We start from the raw sequence: 15,732 nt of genomic DNA, 5'->3' as shown, positions 1-15,732 counted from the left end.
TTGTAATACCCATAGTGTAATCAACTAGACGGGTGTTTAGTTGCCATCAACCAACACAAGAAAGGATGCCACCATGTTTACATTAACTTCAAATATCGTTCGTCGTACTGTTCAATTATCTGTTGCTGCTGCGGTACTGGTTACTGCGAGTGTTTCAGCACAAGCCGATGAGATTTCGTTAAGCAGCACGCTAAGTTCAATTGAGCAAAATATGGCTCAAGCTAGCCAAGAAATGATTTCAACTGCTAAGCAAGAATTTATGTTGTCGTTACAGACTCAAATTGCTGAGCAAGTTTATGATGTCAATTCAAGTTTAGCGCAAGTGGTATTAACTGAACCAGAAGCGCCAAAAACAGCAATTGCAGCCCAAGCTACCGAGAACAAGTAATGGATTGGGCGTTGAATATAGGCTTGGTGTTGCCGTTAATGTCGTTGTTGTTATTGCCAGTGATCAGCTTTGCACTGTGTGCAGCGTTAGCGAGTTGGCTGTTATAGCTACAGCATTAATGACCGAGCTTAATTGATTAGATCGGCGGCGAGAAATCACTTATTTAGTGTCTGCCAATTATGATTTATTCAGATGGTTACACATTACAGGAGAACAAAATATGAATCGTTTAGTCAATCGCTTACAAGATGAAGCTCGGATTGTATGTGGTGTATCGGCTAACTTAGCTAGGCAATACGGTTGGTCGTTGTTGTGGACGCGTATTGTTACCATTGGCTTAGTGGTGACTAACCCGAGTATCAGTTTAGCGGCGTATTTTATTGTTGCGGTTGTGATGAGCCAAAAAACTTCACGCTTTTAATGCTCATCCTGTCGTCAACTCTTGGGGTGAGCGGGGTATTAAGCCCCCGCGACTAATATATAATGCTGATGACTATTTGTTTAAAAAAGCCTTAAAACGTTGTTTAGCTTCATCACTTTGTAAACGCTTGGCAAATTGAACCAGTTCTAATTTCATTTGGGTTTTAACTTGAGCCTGATTATGACGTAATAGTTGTTTTGATGCTTGCATAGATAAAGGTGGCTGAGCCGCCAATTTTTTTGCTTGCGCTAGACTGAAGCTAATAAGTTCATCTGGGGCAACTACACGATTAATCAAATTTAACTGCGCAGCAGTCTCAGCATCAAAAGCATCACCTAATAAAATCAACTCGGCAGCTTTATGTTGGCCAATAATAGATGGCAACAATATACTGGAAGCCGCTTCAGGTACTAAGGCTAAATTGACAAAAGGCATTTGGAATTTGGCTTTGTTGTCGGCATAAACCAAGTCGCAATGGAGCAATAAAGTTGTGCCAATCCCTACCGCAGCTCCCGTTACGGCTGCAACAACAGGTTTTTTTAGATCTAATAAACAAAACAAGAATTTAACCGTTGGGTGATTATCATCTAGTGCACCACTTTGTAAAAAGTCTACGATATCATTGCCAGAGGTAAAGCAGTCGTCAGAGCCATGAAACATAAAGGCACGAATGTCATTGTCGGCTTCACCTTGGATCAGGTATTCTGTGAGTTGTTGATACATTTCTAGATTAAAAGCATTGCGCTTTTCTGGACGATTAAAACTGATGATACGTACGCCTTGATCATCTCTTACCTGAATATGACTCATTCGTAACTTCCTATAGTGAATGCGAGTGGTTTACATGGAGTTTAAGACATTGAAAGCAATATTCAAACACCTGTTTAACTTTTTAATGTTATCATCGTTATCGTCTCGCGGCAACGGCAAACGTTATTTTAGTTGACGGTTATGTTAGAGCTATGCCAGCGAGTGTGCCTAATACTGCGGCTTATTTTACGTTAGAAAACCATACTGCTCATGCAGTTACACTCGTTGAGGTTAACACTACCGTAGCGAAAGAAGCGCAGCTACACACGATAATTGAAGAAAACGGCATGGTTAAAATGCGTCAAGTTGCAGGGTTTTCAATTCCGTCGCACGGAAAATTGACCCTACAACCGACAGGTGACCATGTCATGTTATTGTCTTTAACCGCGCCATTAGTGGTTGATGATAAAGTACCTTTAGAGTTAATTTTTGAAGATGGTCAGCAACTTATGATTGAGTTGCCTGTCTTAAAACAGACAGCCCCTCAAGACGGCGAACAAGCAGACCATCATCACCATCATTAAGGAGTGATATTGATGCAAGTTACTAGGAATAAAATTTTAGGCGTGGTTGGGGTACTTTTTTTAGTGCTTTATATTATTAGTGTGTGGTGGAGTATTGAGCCAGACCCAATAAAGCCTGTTTCTGCGCAGACTGATAATGCCCAAAAAGTTATTGGTTACAGCACCACCAGTTCATTAATTTTGACCATGGAAACCCTGCTCGATAAACCCGGTGGATGGTTATCAAATGATGTTATGCCACCTTCATTAATGATGGATAACATGCCTGCCTTTGAGTTTGGCGCGTTAGAGCAAGTGCGCGATTTAGCCTTAATTATGCGTAAAGAGTTTAGTCGCTCACAGTCGCAATCTACTGCTGATAATGACTTACTTGCTGCGCATTCTAAGTTAAATATTGAAAACACCAGTTGGTTAGTGCCAAGTGCAGAAGGCGAATATCGCGAAGCGGTCAAATTATTGAAACTTTATCGTGCTAAAATTAGCGACGCTAACAACAATAATGCGCAATTCTATGCCCGTGCAGATAACTTAAATGAGTGGCTTAAAGAAGTTCAAAAACGTTTAGGTAGTATGTCACAACGTTTATCTGCTAGTGTTGGCCAAGAGCGTTTAAACACCGATTTAGCCGGTGACATTGCTGCGCGTCAGTCAACACCTGGTTTATCAAGTAGTGAAATTAAAACCAGCTGGTGGAAAATTGATGACGTGTTTTATGAAAGCCGCGGTTCTGCTTGGGCATTATTGAACTTTATGCATGCCATTGAAGTTGATTTTGCTGATGTTTTAGAAAAGAAAAATGCAGAAGTGAGCTTGCGTCAAATTATTCGTGAGCTTGAGGCCACTCAACAAACAGTTTGGAGCCCCATCGTGCTTAACGGCAACGGTTTTGGTTTAGTGGCTAATCACTCGTTGGTGATGGCTAATTATATATCGCGTGCTAATGCTGCGGTAATTGATTTAACTAACTTACTTTCTCAAGGATAATGATGAAAAAGACTCTTCTTGCCACCGCTGTAGTGGGTTTATTAAGCATGTCATCAGCTCATGCGGCAACTGTTGTGGGTTTTAAAGTAGGCGCTGATTATTGGCAAGCCGATACAACTAATTCATTTAATGATGACTCAGGTGTGAGCCACAATTTTGATGATGATAGTTCACAAGGCAGTGTTTGGATTGCGGTTGAGCATCCGCTGCCGTTTTTACCTAATCTAAAAATTCGTGAAAACCGTTTAGAATCGAGCGCTGGGTTGTCTAATGTTGATTTTACCTTCAATGATAATGCATTCAGTGGCGATGTCTCAGTGACAAACAATCTCAATAATACTGACTTTGTGTTGTATTATGAAATTTTAGACAATGATCTGGTGTCAGTTGATTTAGGTGCGGCATACAAGCAAATGGATGGCTCAATTCGCGTGTCTGATGCGAAGTCACCCTGAAGAAGTTGATATCGACAGTGGGATCATCATGGGTTATGCCAACGCGCAAGTCGGCATGGTTGGTTTAGGTTTATTTGGCTTTGCTGACGTACTGTTAGGTGTTGATGAATCAAACGTGTATGACTACAGTGTTGGTTTAGGTTGGCAGTTTGAAAGCTTAGCTGTTGATACCCTAGTTCGTGTCGGCTATCGTGATTTTAATTTTGATGTGAGTCACTTTTCAGGTGTGTCGCAAAACACTCAGTTTAAAGGTGCTTTTGCTGGTATTGAATTACGTTTTTAGGTTGAAATGACCACAATAAAAAACCGCCAGCTGGCGGTTTTTTTATGTGTTGCATTTATGACGTTACACGAGGATTACTCTGTAATCAGTCCATTATTAATCGAAATAATGTCGTCTTCGCTCAATGTTCCAGCGGCCTGTTTAAGCGCTAGGATTGAGTTAATGTAGCCATAACGCGCTTCAGACAACTGACGCTTTGAATCGTATAAGGTACTTGTGCTATCGAGTACATCAACGATGGTACGAGTACCCACTTCAAATCCCGCTTGAGTGGCTTTTAGCGCGCTCTCTGATGAAACAACAGATTGCTCATATGCTCTGATAGAGCTAATCGATGCGGTCACGTTGTTGAAGTTGTTACGGACATTTTTAGTTACACTACGGTGTGTTTGTTCTAGTTTTTCACTGGCTTCAACATAAGCAAATTGTGCTTGCTTAACTTGTGAAGTCACTGCAAAACCTTCAAAAATTGGCACACTTAGTGTTACCCCAACAGAGGTGGTGTCGTAATCAGTGCCAGGATTAAGAACCGCAGTGTTGTCGTAACCAGCACTTAAGCTTAATGATGGCATGTGACCTGCTTTGTATAAGCTAATTGTCTCGTTGGCAATATCTTTTGCAATACGCTGAGTCATTAAGTCAATGCTGCTATTTTCTGCCATTTTCAACCAATCAGTTGATGATGCTGGGGTGGGAGTGCCAGCAGAAAAGCGATTAGTATCTAATACGTCAATTGACTGGTGATCAACACCGGTAATTTCACGTAATGCTTCGTAGCTGTTGTCTAGGGTGTTTAAGGCTAAAATTTCAAGCGCTGAAGCTAAGTCATACTGTGCCTGAGCTTCATGTACGTCGGTAATCGCGGTTAAGCCTACGGCAAAGCGCTGCTTAGTTTGCTCAAGTTGACGTTCAATCGCTGCTTTTTCAGCACCCTGGAACTCGTAGTTATCTTTAGCTGCTAACACATCAAAATAGGCGGTAGTTACGCGGGTAATTAACGATTGTAATGTTGATGCATAAATTGAATCAGCTTGCGATGCAGCCATTTCAGCCAATGATAAACCCACCCATGCACTATGATCGTATATTACTTGGCTTAGGCTAATGCCACTGGTCACTGTTTCGCTGTTACTTGAACTGCTTGGATCATACCAATATTTAGCATAACCAACGCTAGCACTGATAGTAGGCAATAATGGTGCGCGATTTTCTTCAATACTTTCAAATAATGCATCTCTTTGAGCTTTAGCTTGTAAAACGATAGGGTCGCTAGTCAGCGCCTGCTGATAAATTTCTAATAAATTGTCAGCTTGTGCCGCTGGTGCCGCTATAGCAAATGCTAATGCTGCGTATAATGAACCAATTTTGAATTTCATTTGCTGCCCTTATAGACAATGCCTCATATGTATAGAGGTGTTATAAATTTGATTAATTTGGTCATGCAATATCGTTAAGATCAGGGTAGATAAGTGAAATCCTCTTAACGTTGCAATCTGCTGGCGCCCATAGCGCTGTATATTAAAAATACTTCACAATACTTTATAAGCATTGTGCACTATTTTTATATCTACCGTGCACATTAAATAGTATTGATTTATACATTTTCAAGTCAAATTTGAAGTGTAACAGATTTTATTTTTTTAAAGCATTTTGTGGACGTTTGCCATCTGTCGTTGAGTTATTAATTAGGCTCGGGGTTATTGTTCTTATATGGGGATTTTTATCTCGAAGACAATTTAACCAACAAAGTTCAATAATCCCTAATTAACCTGATAAAATGCCCTTTCAGTACGTGATTTTATCGACAAGGAAAAATATGTCTGACTCTGCAAATTTATCGTTTTTTGATGCCGATTCTGATTTTAAGCTGTTATCTAAAAAAGTGTTGTACCAAGGTTTTTTTCGATTAGACGAATACACCTTCAAACATAAATTGTTCAAAGGTGGCTGGAGCGGTGAGGTAACCCGTGAAGTGTTTGAGCGTGGCAGTGCCGTTGTGGTATTACCCTATGATCCTATTCGTGACGAAGTCGTATTAATCGAACAAATACGTGTTCCTGCATTAGCGAGTACTAAATCAATCTGGCTTCTTGAGCTAGTGGCAGGTATGATTGAGCCCGGCGAATCGCCAGAGCAAGTTGCTACGCGCGAATTAGCCGAAGAAGCCGGATTAAGCTTGCAAAGTTTAACGCCTATAAACAGTTATTTAGTTAGCCCTGGTGGTACTACCGAGCGCTTTTTTCTGTTTTGGGGGCAAGTCGACGCAACACAAGCGTCCGGTATTCATGGGTTGGACCATGAAAATGAAGACATACGTGTCCATGTGGTTAGCCGTCAACAAGCCTACGACTGGGTTAATAGCGGGCGCATAGACAATGCTTCAACTGTGTTAGGTATTCAGTGGTTAATGCTGAACTACCAAACCATCCGCGACACACTTTAAAAGATTAAGCATATAGGTTTCAGATAGGAAAGTTTGGGTGACAGAGTTTAACCACAATAAAAAGCAAAAATATCAACCGAATGTCAGTGCTTTTTTGGCTGTTTGCGGTCGAAATTACGCACATATTTTAAAATGGTTGCCCGACCAATTCACTGTTAATGAACCTTGGCATGTTAAAGGCGAGTTTGGCACCTTGCTGGTTAATCTTATCGAAAACACCAAATACACTCAGTTGATTGAAATTTCTCGCCCTATAGCAAGTGGACATTTTTTTAAATCTCCAAAAGCCGTGGTGCGCATTTATCACGACGCTCAATTGGCAGAAGTGTTAACTAGCCAACAGATTTACCGATTAAAGCCAGTGTATGATTATCCTAATATACATATGCATCAAAGCGATGAAAAATTCCAAGTGAATGCATTTCTTGAAGAATTGTTGAAAATTGGTGCAAGGAAAGTGCCTTGCCAATCTTAATCTATTTATTGTTTATACTGTTAGGAATCATTAGTGCTTAAAGACACAGTGCATTATTCTGTTGCTGAAAATGAACCTGTGCGATTAGTCCAAGTGACTGATCCGCATCTTTTTGCCGATCCTGAAGGTCAGTTGCTCGGTGTGAATACCACACAAAGCTTCCAAGCCGTTCTTAACACGTTCAGCGCAACTCAATACCCAGCCGACATTTTATTGGCCACTGGCGACATCAGCCAAGATTATTCGCCTGAGTCTTATCAGCATTTTGTTGATAAGATTAAGGTGCTTGATTTACCGTGCCATTACTTACCAGGTAATCATGACGACCCTCGCCTAATGGCCGTGCGCATGCAAGGCGATCATGTCTTTGGTCAACAGATTATTGATATTGGATCTTGGTTAATCTTGATGCTTGACTCCACGGTACGCGGTAAGCCGGGTGGATATTTAGGCGAAAAACAATTTGACTTAATTGATGCAGCGATAAAAGCGTATCCTGATAAATACGTATTATTAGTGATGCATCATAATCCTATTTTAATGCAATGCGCTTGGCTTGATCAGCATTGCATGGCCAATGGCGAAGACTTTTTAGCCCGTACTAGTCGCTATCCTCAAGTGAAAGGGGTTTTATGGGCCATGTGCATCAGCAAGTTGATAAATTGCATCCTGATGCCACATGGTGATATTCCATTAATGGCAACTCCATCTACCTGTATTCAATTTAAGCCACTTTCGTCATATTTTGCTTTAGATACAATGCAACCCGGTTATCGTTTGCTGGAGTTGAGTGGCGATGGTAGCATTCGTACTAATGTTTACCGGGTACCTGGGAGTCGCTTTTCACCAGATAATGAAGCGAGCGGGTACTGATATAACCGACTCGCGAGGAAGTATGCTGCTTTATATACATGGTTTTAATAGCTCGCCCCGGTCTGATAAGGCCGTGCAAACAGCTCAGTATATTAACCAGCATTATCCGCACGTTGATTTTCACCAACCTCAGTTACCTTCTTCGCCGCATACGGCTATGTCGTTATTATGCGAGATGACCGAGCGGGCAAAGCAACAAGGGCAAGCATTACGTTTTATTGGATCATCTTTAGGGGGGTATTTTGCCAGCTATTTGGCTGAAACCTATGGTGGAAAAGCAGTTTTAGTCAATCCAGCGGTAAAACCATTCGAATTATTTGAAGAGTTTATCGATCCTCAATATAATCCCTATACCAACGAGCATTATCAGGTGTTGCCTCAACACCGAGAAGACGTTGCCCATTTTGACACGCAGGTTATCCGTCACCCAGAACGTTTTTTGGTGCTGTTGCAAACTGGTGACGAAGTGTTAGATTATCGACAAGCATTACATAAATATCATAGCTGCCAATTACATTTAGAGCCCAATGGCGACCATAGTTTTGTCGGCTACGAACAACAATTAGATAAAATTTGTAATTTTATTCAGCTGTAATGATTTTACGTTATAAATAACGACTAATTTGAGCTAACTTTGGCTCCATTTAACTCCAGATGTGTGGACTATGACCAACCAATATACTTCAGATGCGATTGAGGTCCTTAATGGACTTGACCCGGTAAAGCGCCGTCCTGGTATGTATACCGATACCTCCCGACCAAACCACCTAGGGCAAGAAGTAATTGATAATAGCGTCGATGAGGCGTTGGCTGGCCACGCAACAAAAATCGACGTTATCTTACATGCAGATAATTCACTTGAAGTCACCGATGATGGTCGTGGTATGCCGGTGGATATTCACCCTGAAGAAGGCATTCCTGGAGTTGAGTTAATTTTAACGAAATTGCATGCTGGTGGTAAATTCTCCAACAAAAACTATCAGTTTTCGGGCGGTTTGCACGGTGTGGGGATTTCTGTTGTCAATGCGTTATCTACGCGTGTTGAAATTACGGTGCGCCGTGATGCTCAAGTGTACGACATGGCCTTTGAGAACGGCTTTAAAGTTGAAGCGTTAACCGTAACGGGCACATGTGGCCGCCGTAATACCGGTACTAGAGTGCATTTCTGGCCTGATGTCAGCTATTTTGACTCACCTAATTTTTCGGTAAGTAAGCTTATTTATTTACTGCGCGCTAAAGCGGTATTGTGCCCAGGCTTACGCATTAAATTTACCAACAAACACACCAATGAAGTGCACGAATGGTTTTATGAAAGCGGCCTAACAGATTACTTGCAAGAAGCCGTAAAAGGTTCACTGATGCTGCCAGAAGAGCCTTTTGTGGGCACCTTTAAAGGTGAATTAGAAGCCGCAGACTGGGCGATAACCTGGTTGCCCGAAGGCGGTGAAAGCCTCAATGAAAGCTACGTAAACTTAATCCCAACGCCACTAGGCGGAACTCACGTAAATGGTTTTAGACAGGGCTTACTTGAGTCCATGCGTGAATTTTGTGAATTTCGTAATTTAGTCCCTCGTGGCATCAAATTATCTCCTGAAGACATTTGGGATCGAGCGGCATTTATTTTGTCGATCAAAATGCAAGACCCTCAATTTGCTGGGCAAACCAAAGAAAAACTCTCAAGTCGTCAAAGCTCTGCCTTTGTATCGGGCATTGTTCGTGATGCGTTCTCGTTGTGGTTAAACTCAAATACTGAGCTCGCTGAGCAATTGGCAGAGTTGTGTATTAGTAATGCTCAGCGCCGCTTAAAAGCGGCTAAAAAAATTGCCCGTAAAAAAGTGGTATCAGGCTACCAGCCTTACCTGGTAAGTTAACCGATTGCAGTGGCCAAGACCCAATGCGAGGTGAACTGTTTTTAGTAGAGGGTGACTCTGCAGGTGGTAGTGCGAAACAGGCTCGCGATCGCGAATTTCAGGCGATTATGCCGCTTAGAGGTAAGATTTTAAATACCTGGGAAGTGGACGCATCTCAGGTATTAGGCTCGCAAGAAGTGCACAATATCTCGATTGCGATTGGTTGCGACCCAGACAGCGAAGATATATCGGAACTACGTTATGGCAAAATTTGTATTTTGGCTGATGCTGACTCCGATGGACTGCATATTGCGACATTATTGTGTGCGTTATTTATGAAGCATTATCGCGTGTTAGTGGAAAAAGGTCATGTGTATATTGCCATGCCGCCGCTATTTCGTATTGATATTGGTAAAGAGGTTTTTTACGCATTAGATGAAGCAGAAAAAACCGGGATTTTGGATCGTTTAGTTGCCGAAAAGAAAAAAGGCAAAGTGCAAGTCACTCGATTTAAAGGGCTAGGTGAAATGAACCCTTTACAGCTACGTGAAACAACAATGGACCCTAATACTCGACGTTTAGTGCAACTGACCATTGATGATGCCGAAGAGACTTTGTCGTTAATGGACATGTTGCTTGCTAAAAAGCGCGCACCTGACCGAAAAGACTGGCTAGAAACCAAAGGCGATCTTGCGTTACTTTAAGCTTTTGTATTACCGTCAATCATTATGAATATAAGGCAAAAATTAATTTACCATGCAGTATTCTAGATTTCGATCTTATTTCAATCTTGGCGGTAAGTTCGCATGTGCAGGACTGATGTTATTAGGATTGTTACCAACATCGTCCGTATTCGCGGCTCAGTCAGTGATGATCACTGTCACCAAAGGTTTTGGGCTCAGTTTGTTTGCCTCAGATTTGGGCGACATTAAACAAATGACATTGGGAGACGATGGCACGTTGTTTGTCGGCTCGCAAAAAAGTGGGACTGTCTATGCGTTGGTCGACAGCGACCAAAACGGTCAAGTCGACAAACGTTATCTCATTGCACGCGGCCTTGAATATCCAGAAGCGTTAGCATTTCATGATGGTGCGTTATATGTCACCGAAGAAGACCGTATTATCCGTTTTGAAGAGATTGAATCACGTTTACGCCGACCAGGTCGTGCCCGTGAAGTGTATTCAAACTTACCCAGCTTAGATAAAAAATACTCTCGGTCTATGCGTTTTGACTCAGATGACCGTTTATATGTTTCCATCGGCTCGCCATGTAACGTGTGTGAAGCGGCTTCGCCATTTAGCAGCATTATTGCCATTGATGTCGACAGTGGTGCTAGTGAACAAATTGCCTTAGGGCTTCGCAGTGTCACCGGTTTTGACTGGTCGCCAGAAACCAATAAATTGTGGTTTGCCGATTTAGGCCGAAATTGGATGGGCGATAATATACCAGCCGATGAGATTAACCGTGTTGAGGTAAAGGGCAGCCATTATGGCTTTCCTTATTTGCACGGTAACGATGTTGTTGAGCCGGCGTACGATATGCCTAAAAACTTAAATGTGATAGTGCCAGAGTTTGAATTGCCTGCACATGTTGCACCTACCGGGCTCAGTTTTTATCGTGGCGAGCAATTTCCAGAGCGTTATCACAACCAAATCTTTGTCGCAGAAAACGGTTCTTGGAACCGTTCAAGTAAAGTGGGCTATCAAATAGTGATGCTCGAAATTGAAGATGACAAAGTCAATAAGCGTGAAACTGTGGTGAGTTTTTTAGATGGAGAATTTCCCGTCGCCCGTCCATTTGACGTGATCAATGCCCCAGATGGCTCAATGTACATATCAGATGACCTAAAAGGTAATATTTACCGTCTGTTTTATAACACAGCCGAACAATCACAGGAATCTAACTAAATGAGTGATTCGATTGAATTAAGCCTAGATGGCGTAGAGCAAATGCCACTGCGGCGCTTTACCGAAGAGGCTTATTTAAATTATTCAATGTACGTCATTATGGATCGTGCCTTACCGCATATTGGTGATGGCTTAAAACCGGTACAACGCCGTATTATTTACGCTATGAGCGAGCTGCAGCCTTTCGGCGCAATCTAAACATAAAAAATCAGCCCGTACAGTCGGTGATGTATTAGGTAAATACCATCCACATGGTGACAGTGCGTGTTATGAAGCCATGGTGTTAATGGCGCAGCCATTTTCGTATCGCTATCCACTTGTTGACGGACAAGGTAACTGGGGGGCACCAGATGACCCTAAATCTTTTGCGGCAATGCGTTATACCGAAGCAAGATTATCTAAATTCTCTGAAGTCTTATTGTCCGAGTTAGGCCAAGGTACAGTGGAATGGGGCGCCAACTTTGACGGCACCATGAAAGAACCTAAAACCTTACCTGCAAGATTACCGCATATTTTATTGAACGGTATTACCGGTATTGCGGTTGGTATGGCAACCGATATTCCACCGCATAACGTCCGCGAATTAGTGTCGGCTTGTGTCGAGTTAATTGATAATCCTAAAACAGAATTAAACCGCTTAATGGAGTTAGTGCCAGAGCCGGACTACCCAACAGAAGCTGAAATTATTACCCCTCGCGCAGACATTGAAAAGATTTATGTCAGCGGTAAAGGCTCGATTAAGATGCGTGCTGTGTATAACGAAGATCATGGTGAAATCGTGATTACGTCTCTGCCACATCAAGCCAGTAGCGGTAAAATTTTAGAGCAAATAGCCAACCAGATGCAGGCTAAAAAGCTGCCGATGGTGTCAGACTTACGCGATGAATCTGATCATGAAAACCCTGTTCGCTTGGTGATTGTACCCCGTTCAAACCGGATTGATTGTGAACAGTTAATGACGCATTTGTTTGCCACAACCGACTTAGAAAAAAGTTATCGGGTTAACTTAAACGTACTTGGCTTAGACGGTCGCCCCCAAGTTAAAGGCTTAAAAACGTTATTAACTGAATGGCTAGAGTACCGCGTCAGTACGGTGACTCGCCGTTTACAATATCGTTTAGATAAAGTGCTAGCGCGTTTACATATTTTAGAAGCGTTAATGGTCGCGTTTTTAAATATTGACGAAGTGATTGAGATTATTCGTTTTCATGACGAGCCTAAAGCAGAGCTGATGGCGCGCTTTAATTTGTCAGATAAACAAGCTGAAGCGATTTTAGAATTAAAATTACGTCACCTTGCTAAGCTCGAAGAATTTAAGATTAAAACCGAGCAAGATGAGTTGGCCGCAGAGCGCGACAAGCTTGAATTGTTATTAAGCTCAGATCGCCGCTTAAAGACCTTAGTTAAAAAAGAACTCATTCAAGATGGCCAAACCTATGGTGATGATCGCCGCTCACCGATTATTGAGCGTATTGATGCTAAAGCATTAACAGAGCAAGAATTGACCCCTGCCGAATCAGTCACCGTGGTGTTATCTGATAAAGGCTGGGTACGCTGTGCTAAAGGTCATGACATCGATGTAGAAGGTTTGTCGTATAAGGCTGGCGATAATTACTTATGCAGTGCCATGGGTAAGAGCAACCAAGCGGCGGTATTTATAGACTCAACAGGACGTGCATTTGCCACCGACAGTCATACTTTACCTTCAGCCCGTAGCCAAGGAGAGCCGATTACCACTCGCTTTAATATGGCACCGGGTGCGACTATGCAGCATGTCTTAATGGGCAGCGATGAGCAGTTTTTCTTATTAGCAACCGATGCAGGGTATGGTTTTATTTGCGCATACCCAGATATGGTCAGCCGCAACAAAGCGGGTAAAGCATTACTGACGTTACCCACCAATGCCTTGACATTAGTGCCTAAACGAATCAATAAGCAAGCTGAGCAATCATTATTAGCCATTACCTCAGAAGGGCGGATGTTGATGTTTAGCATCGATGCACTACCGCAATTATCTAAAGGTAAAGGTAATAAGATTATAGGCATTCCAACTGAACGAGCCAAAAGCCGCGAAGAAGTGCTGCTTCATCTTAATGTCGTGCCACAAAATGCGGCAGTGACCTTGTGGGCAGGTAAGCGTAAGCTAACCTTGAAACCAAGCGATTTAGCGCATTACCGAGGTGAACGTGGTCGTCGTGGCGCTAAATTGCCTAGAGGTTTACAACGTGTCGATAGCGTTGATGTTGAGGTGGGTACTATTGTAGACGATAGCGTCGACGAGACACCAGATAACCTCGTTTAAACTAAATTGTATAAACAAAAATGCTGCTCATTGAGCAGCATTTTTTATGGCTTATACCAATCCTTATTAGAATATGATTCTATTTTAGGCAGCGTCACTAGTCTTAACGTACGACTGCATGGATGCAGGAGGTAGAGCAACGCAGGAGCAGTTGCCGACGACTGCATGGATGCATGAGGTAGAGCAACACAGGAGCAGTTGCCGAGAACGACGATGTATTCAAAAGACTGCCTCGAATACTTCACTGATCATTTTCGCTAAAAGAGCAAATTCTAATGCGGAATAGTATTAAATAATTTGCAAAGACTTTACGATGAAGATGGTAAATAAAGAAGGCGGAGAAGCGGGCAATATTATTAGGCTGAGAAAGGGTTAAACAATAACCCTTTTAAATGAAAGCGGCTTAGATACGGCGTAATAATTAAGCAACTTCGTAAAAGTTTGGTTCATAATCAAGCTGTGTTTGAATAATTTGATTGGCCATACGTGCACACTTGCCGCATTGATCTGCTACGCCTAAACGTTTTTTTACATCAGCCAATGAACTGTCGCCTAAGCTAACAGCGGCTTTGATTTGAGAATCTGTAATGGCATGACAAAGACAAACGTACATAAAGAAAGCCTCTTAGCTCAAAGTTTCAATGATCTAGAAAGTAATCTAATTCTAAATGAAAACAGTTATCATTGGCAATTACTTTTTTAGAGTATATTGATCATTTTTAATGCGTTTTTGATCTGAGTCTCATTAGTAGTAGCCTAATAATTGACGATATTGATGATTATTAGTCAGTAATACCAATTCCACTAATTATCTGGTCTGTCAGCGGGAGTTCAGTGTCTTCTAGGCAAGTTATAGGATTGAAGGCATCGTTGCTCTACCTCCTGCGTCCATGCAGTCGTCGGCAACCGCTCCTGCGTTGCTCTACCTCCTGCGTCCATGCAGTCGTCGGCAACTGCTCCTGCGTTGCTCTACCTCCAGCGTCCATGCAGTCGTACTTAAAAATGCTATTAAGCAGAATAATAAAGGGCACAGAAACCTGCCTTGCAGGAGACACTCAGACCGTTGATTTCTTTGTTGCATTACTTTAGAAGGGAATAACATTATTTCAACAATGCGCCTCAAACTGAACAGTCTGAGTGACTCTGATAGGTCACATAATTAATGGAAATGGAATAAAAAAATTTACGGTTTATAACGGTGCACGTTGCCTTATGGAGGGTATACCAACCCGCATTAGTAAGTGACCTCTTATTAATGCGCAGTGGTACTAATCAAACCACGTTAGCAGGGGAGGTGACACAGGTAAAGCGGCAGCGGCTATGGCTTTATCTGGATAATTACTGAAAATCCCGTCTACGCCTATCGCTTTGAGTGTATTAATATCTTCTGCATTATCGACGGTATATACATACACTTTTGCACCGCGCTGATGGGCATCATCAACGATTGCTTGGCTAATAAATGCCACATCAAGATGAAGAGAATAAGCGTGTAAATCGCTCACTACTTTAGCTAAGTCAGTGGGTATTCCACCTAATAATGGTGCGATAACTACTTGAGGTAGTTGTTGTTTTATTTGTGCTAAATATAAGTGATTAAATGACGATATAAGCAGCTGTTGTGCGGTAAAGCTTGACGATGATAAGAGCTGCGGGTACATCTCGATAAATGGCGCGACGCAGCCGACACCTTTGAGTTCGATGTTAACGATACAATGACCATTGCTGATGCTATCAATACGAGTCAGCACCTCCCAAAGGCTGGGTATCGGCTCACCACCCACTGTGACTTTGCATAGGCCTGCTTTAGTGCTGAGATGAATTAAGCCATAACCGTTGGATTTACCCTCTAGGCGGCGATCATGAAAAACCACCAATTCGCCTTCAACACAATGCACGTCTATTTCAATGGCTTTAGCACCTAACTCGAGCGCTTTATCCATAGCGGCTAATGTGTTTTCAGGTGCGTAGCCACTCGCTCCACGGTGGGCAAAAACCAGCATAACAATTCCTTAA

The 15,732-nt window shown here is 42.3% G+C and carries 12 protein-coding genes and 4 pseudogenes; 12 read left to right on the top strand and 4 right to left on the bottom strand.

Annotation, left to right across the window (positions count from 1 at the left end):
• Nucleotides 1-73 precede the first annotated feature (73 nt).
• Together N4T56_RS16315 and N4T56_RS16310 are read left to right on the top strand one after the other, a co-directional pair.
• Entirely contained in the window at nt 74-388 is a 315-nt protein-coding gene (locus tag N4T56_RS16315) for a hypothetical protein (RefSeq protein WP_261733966.1), read from the top strand.
• 220 nt (nt 389-608) lie between these two features.
• The gene (locus N4T56_RS16310; protein ID WP_261733965.1) at nt 609-809 is read left to right on the top strand and encodes a PspC domain-containing protein; all 201 of its coding nucleotides are present in this window, start codon (nt 609-611) and stop codon (nt 807-809) included.
• A 72-nt stretch (nt 810-881) separates the two neighbouring features.
• Here the strand turns inward: N4T56_RS16310 and N4T56_RS16305 are convergent, their stop codons facing one another.
• A complete protein-coding gene (locus N4T56_RS16305; protein ID WP_261733964.1) occupies nt 882-1,619 on the bottom strand; it encodes an enoyl-CoA hydratase-related protein in 738 nt (245 codons plus the stop codon).
• A 34-nt stretch (nt 1,620-1,653) separates the two neighbouring features.
• Here N4T56_RS16305 and N4T56_RS16300 point away from each other — a divergent pair.
• From N4T56_RS16300 to N4T56_RS16290, 3 genes and pseudogenes are all read left to right on the top strand, one after another.
• A pseudogene (locus N4T56_RS16300) lies at nt 1,654-2,143 on the top strand (copper chaperone PCu(A)C).
• Between the two features lie 12 nt (nt 2,144-2,155).
• The gene (locus N4T56_RS16295; protein ID WP_261733963.1) at nt 2,156-3,127 is read left to right on the top strand and encodes a DUF2333 family protein; all 972 of its coding nucleotides are present in this window, start codon (nt 2,156-2,158) and stop codon (nt 3,125-3,127) included.
• Between the two features lie 2 nt (nt 3,128-3,129).
• Nucleotides 3,130-3,865: pseudogene (locus N4T56_RS16290) on the top strand (TIGR04219 family outer membrane beta-barrel protein).
• 74 nt (nt 3,866-3,939) lie between these two features.
• Here N4T56_RS16290 and tolC read toward each other — a convergent pair.
• On the bottom strand, nt 3,940-5,241 hold the full coding sequence (tolC, locus tag N4T56_RS16285) for an outer membrane channel protein TolC (RefSeq protein WP_261733962.1): 1,302 nt from the start codon (nt 5,239-5,241) through the stop codon (nt 3,940-3,942).
• Between the two features lie 440 nt (nt 5,242-5,681).
• Here tolC and nudF point away from each other — a divergent pair, with 440 nt between their 5' ends.
• The 7 genes and pseudogenes from nudF to parC all read left to right on the top strand — a co-directional run bounded on the left by nudF (nt 5,682) and on the right by parC (nt 13,716).
• A complete protein-coding gene (nudF, locus tag N4T56_RS16280; RefSeq protein ID WP_261733961.1) occupies nt 5,682-6,308 on the top strand; it encodes an ADP-ribose diphosphatase in 627 nt (208 codons plus the stop codon).
• A gap of 37 nt (nt 6,309-6,345) precedes the next feature.
• On the top strand, nt 6,346-6,783 hold the full coding sequence (locus N4T56_RS16275; RefSeq protein ID WP_261733960.1) for a DUF1249 domain-containing protein: 438 nt from the start codon (nt 6,346-6,348) through the stop codon (nt 6,781-6,783).
• Between the two features lie 33 nt (nt 6,784-6,816).
• Nucleotides 6,817-7,656, top strand: a complete 840-nt coding sequence (cpdA, locus tag N4T56_RS16270; RefSeq protein ID WP_261733959.1) for a 3',5'-cyclic-AMP phosphodiesterase — start codon at nt 6,817-6,819, stop codon at nt 7,654-7,656.
• Nucleotides 7,657-7,678: 22 nt separating this feature from the next.
• A complete protein-coding gene (locus N4T56_RS16265) occupies nt 7,679-8,251 on the top strand; it encodes a YqiA/YcfP family alpha/beta fold hydrolase (protein ID WP_261733958.1) in 573 nt (190 codons plus the stop codon).
• Between the two features lie 70 nt (nt 8,252-8,321).
• Nucleotides 8,322-10,210: pseudogene (gene parE, locus N4T56_RS16260) on the top strand (DNA topoisomerase IV subunit B).
• Between the two features lie 52 nt (nt 10,211-10,262).
• The gene (locus tag N4T56_RS16255; protein ID WP_390904075.1) at nt 10,263-11,414 is read left to right on the top strand and encodes a PQQ-dependent sugar dehydrogenase; all 1,152 of its coding nucleotides are present in this window, start codon (nt 10,263-10,265) and stop codon (nt 11,412-11,414) included.
• Nucleotides 11,415-13,716: pseudogene (parC, locus tag N4T56_RS16250) on the top strand (DNA topoisomerase IV subunit A).
• 421 nt (nt 13,717-14,137) lie between these two features.
• Here parC and N4T56_RS16245 read toward each other — a convergent pair.
• The gene (locus N4T56_RS16245; protein ID WP_188923458.1) at nt 14,138-14,329 is read right to left on the bottom strand and encodes a bacterioferritin-associated ferredoxin; all 192 of its coding nucleotides are present in this window, start codon (nt 14,327-14,329) and stop codon (nt 14,138-14,140) included.
• A 655-nt stretch (nt 14,330-14,984) separates the two neighbouring features.
• Nucleotides 14,985-15,719 carry a glycerophosphodiester phosphodiesterase gene (locus N4T56_RS16240; protein WP_261733956.1) on the bottom strand — a complete coding sequence of 245 codons (735 nt, stop codon included), beginning with the start codon at nt 15,717-15,719 and terminating at the stop codon, nt 14,985-14,987.
• Nucleotides 15,720-15,732: the final 13 nt, after the last annotated feature.

Source organism: Shewanella phaeophyticola, from assembly GCF_025398315.1.
Taxonomy (GTDB): domain Bacteria; phylum Pseudomonadota; class Gammaproteobacteria; order Enterobacterales; family Shewanellaceae; genus Shewanella; species Shewanella phaeophyticola.
Note: the sequence above shows the minus strand (reverse complement) of the source record. Positions and strands in the feature narration are given on the sequence as shown.